General features: G+C 60.4%; 2 protein-coding genes. Both read left to right on the top strand.

Features of this window, described 5'->3' with window-relative positions; all coding sequences use genetic code 11:
• Window positions 1-109 precede the first annotated feature (109 nt).
• Window positions 110-997 carry an EamA family transporter RarD gene (gene rarD / locus QMX84_RS25970; RefSeq protein WP_282365119.1) on the top strand — a complete coding sequence of 296 codons (888 nt, stop codon included), beginning with the start codon at window positions 110-112 and terminating at the stop codon, window positions 995-997.
• Window positions 998-1,327: 330 nt separating this feature from the next.
• Window positions 1,328-3,505, top strand: a complete 2,178-nt coding sequence (locus tag QMX84_RS25965) for a malate synthase G (protein WP_282365118.1) — start codon at window positions 1,328-1,330, stop codon at window positions 3,503-3,505.
• Window positions 3,506-3,576: the final 71 nt, after the last annotated feature.

Here is a 3,576-nt window from a genome sequence, read left to right as displayed (position 1 = left end):
GTGCCCTTTGTAGGAGCGGGCTTGCCTCGCGATCTTTTTAAAAGATCAAAAGATCGCGAGGCAAGCTCGCTCCTACAGCACCCGTCATTTGCTTAAACAAGGATCCTGCATGCAAGCCGCCAACCCGCGTCGCGGGTACATTCTGGGCCTCAGCGCCTATGTCATCTGGGGCCTGTTCCCGCTCTATTTCAAACTGCTGGAAAGCGTGCCCGCCGCCGAAATCATCGTCAGCCGCGTGCTCTGGTCAGCGCTGTTTGGCTCGCTGCTGTTGCTGGTGTGGAAGCACCCCGGCTGGTGGCAAGAGCTGCGCGACAACCCCAAACGCCTCGCCGTGCTCAGCGGCAGCGGCCTGTTGATCGCCATCAACTGGCTGACCTATGTGTGGGCGGTGAACAACGACCGCATGCTCGAAGCCAGCCTGGGTTACTACATCAACCCGCTGGTCAACGTGCTGCTCGGGATGTTACTGCTGGGTGAGCGCCTGCGCCGCCTGCAATGGGTTGCCGTGAGCCTGGCCGCCATCGGTGTTGCCGAGCAAGTGTGGCAAGCCGGCAGCCTGCCGTGGGTGTCGCTGGTGCTGGCGCTGACCTTTGGCTTTTACGGGCTGATCCGCAAGCAGGCGCCGGTCAAGGCCTTGCCGGGGCTGGTGGTCGAAACCTGGATTCTGGTGCCCATCGCCATCGGCTGGCTGCTGATGCACCCCGAGGCCAACAGTGCCCACGCCGATTTCTGGGCCACCTCACAAGCCTGGCTGCTGGTGGCCGCTGGCCCGGCCACGTTGATCCCGCTGGTGTGCTTCAACGCGGCCACGCGCCACCTGCCCTACACAACCATCGGCTTTATGCAGTACGTCGCGCCCACCCTGGTGCTGATTCTTGCCGTGTGGGTGTTTGGCGAACACTTGTCCGAAAGCACCCTGATCGCCTTTATGTTCATCTGGGCGGGCCTTGTGGTGTACAGCATTGACGCCTGGCTGAGCCTGCGCAAAAAAGCCTGACCTGAACCCCGTGGGAGCACGCCCGCTCCCACGGGGTTTTTATGGGCCTGCATATAAAATTGTGTACTGTTTTTAGAATTATCTGGAACAACCTGCACTTTTCTTGAGAACATCCTGTTCTTCTACGTGACCGATAGCTTAATAAAAGTCGCAGAACGACGTAGTTAGTCTGATTTTCACATCGGCAAATGATCATGTAGTATGCCTCGGCGACCACTACATAATTGGCAACAAGGTCGGTCAATGCGTCTGCTTTACCCCGTATGACCCCGCTGCGGCGGTGTTTTGAGAAGCGCTCCAGGCTTTAAATAACAATGAGTGAGGCAAGCAATGACTGAACACGTTCACGTCGGTGGCCTGCAGGTCGCCAAAGTCCTGTTCGACTTCGTCAACAACGAAGCCATCCCCGGTACCGGCCTCAACGCCGACCAGTTCTGGGCCGGTGCCGATAAGGTCATTCATGACCTGGCCCCCAAGAACAAAGCACTGCTCGCCAAACGCGATGATTTGCAGGCGCGCATCGACGCCTGGCACCAGGCGCAGGCCGGTAAGGCCCATGACGCCGTGGCTTACAAAGCCTTCCTACAAGACATTGGGTATCTGCAGCCAGAAGCCGCAGATTTCCAGGCAACGACGCAAAACGTCGATGACGAAATCGCCCGCATGGCTGGCCCACAGTTGGTGGTGCCGGTGATGAATGCGCGCTTTGCCCTCAACGCCTCGAACGCCCGCTGGGGTTCGCTGTACGACGCGTTGTACGGCACCGATGCCATCAGCGAAGCCGATGGCGCCGAAAAGGGCAAAGGCTACAACAAGGTCCGTGGCGACAAGGTCATTGCCTTCGCCCGCGCCTTTCTTGACGAAGCTGCGCCGCTGGCCAACGGTTCGCACGTTGACTCCACGGCTTACGCCATCGCTGACGGCGCCTTGCAGGTCACCCTCAAAGGCGGCGACAGCAGCGGCCTGCGCGACACCGCGCAACTGATCGGCTACCACGGCTCGGCCGAGGCACCGACCGCTGTATTGCTCAAACACAACGGCCTGCACTTCGAGATTCAGATCGACGCCACCAGCCCGGTCGGTAAAACCGATGCCGCAGGCGTCAAAGACGTGCTGATGGAAGCCGCGCTGACCACCATCATGGACTGTGAAGACTCGGTTGCCGCGGTCGACGCCGATGACAAAGTGGTGATCTACCGCAACTGGCTCGGCCTGATGAAGGGCAACCTGAGCGAGCAAGTGACCAAGGGTGGCGAAACCTTCACCCGCACCATGAACCCGGACCGCGAGTACACCGCGCCCAACGGCGGCACCGTCAGCCTGCATGGCCGTTCGCTGTTGTTCGTGCGTAACGTGGGCCACCTGATGACCATCGACGCGATCCTCGACAAGGACGGCAACGAAGTCCCTGAAGGTATCCTCGACGGCCTGCTGACCAGCCTCGCGGCCATCCACAGCCTCAACGGCCAGGCCTCGCGCAAAAACAGCCGCACCGGTTCGGTGTACATCGTCAAACCGAAAATGCACGGGCCTGACGAAGCCGCCTTCACCAACGAGCTGTTCGGGCGCATCGAAGACGTGCTCAAACTGCCGCGCAACACGCTCAAAGTCGGGATCATGGACGAAGAGCGCCGCACCACCGTCAACCTCAAGGCGTGCATCAAAGCCGCCAGCGAGCGCGTGGTGTTCATCAACACCGGCTTCCTGGACCGTACCGGCGACGAGATCCACACCTCCATGGAAGCCGGGCCGATGGTGCGCAAGGCCGACATGAAAGCCGAGAAGTGGATTTCGGCCTACGAGAACAACAACGTCGACGTGGGTTTGAGCACCGGCCTGCAAGGCCGTGCGCAAATCGGCAAAGGCATGTGGGCCATGCCCGACCTGATGGCGGCGATGCTGGAACAGAAAATCGCTCACCCGCTGGCCGGCGCCAACACCGCCTGGGTACCGTCGCCGACCGCCGCCGCCTTGCACGCGCTGCATTACCACAAGGTCGACGTGTTCGCGCGCCAGGCCGAACTGGCCAAGCGCGCCCCGGCCTCGGTGGACGACATCCTGACCATCCCGCTGGCCGTGAACCCGCAGTGGACGCCTGAGCAGATCCAGAACGAACTGGACAACAACTCACAAGGCATTCTGGGTTACGTGGTGCGCTGGATCGATCAGGGCGTGGGCTGTTCGAAAGTGCCGGACATTCACGACGTCGGCCTGATGGAAGACCGTGCGACGCTGCGGATTTCCAGCCAGCACATCGCCAACTGGCTGCGTCACGGCATCGTCAGCGAGACCCAAGTGCTTGAAAGCCTCAAGCGCATGGCCCCGGTGGTTGACCGCCAGAACGCCAACGACGCGCTGTACCGTCCATTGGCACCGAACTTCGACAGCAACATCGCCTTCCAGGCGGCGGTCGAGTTGGTGATCGAAGGCACTAAACAGCCAAACGGCTACACCGAGCCGGTGTTGCACCGTCGTCGTCGTGAGTTCAAGGCTAAAAACGGCCTGTAAAACCTCGTAATCCTGTAGGAGCGAGCTTGTCTCGCGATCTTTTAGAAGATCAAAAGATCGCGAGACAAGCT

The sequence above is a fragment of the Pseudomonas sp. PS01297 genome (assembly GCF_029959305.1).
In the GTDB taxonomy this organism is placed as follows: Bacteria; Pseudomonadota; Gammaproteobacteria; order Pseudomonadales; family Pseudomonadaceae; genus Aquipseudomonas; species Aquipseudomonas helleri.
Note: the sequence above shows the minus strand (reverse complement) of the source record. Positions and strands in the feature narration are given on the sequence as shown.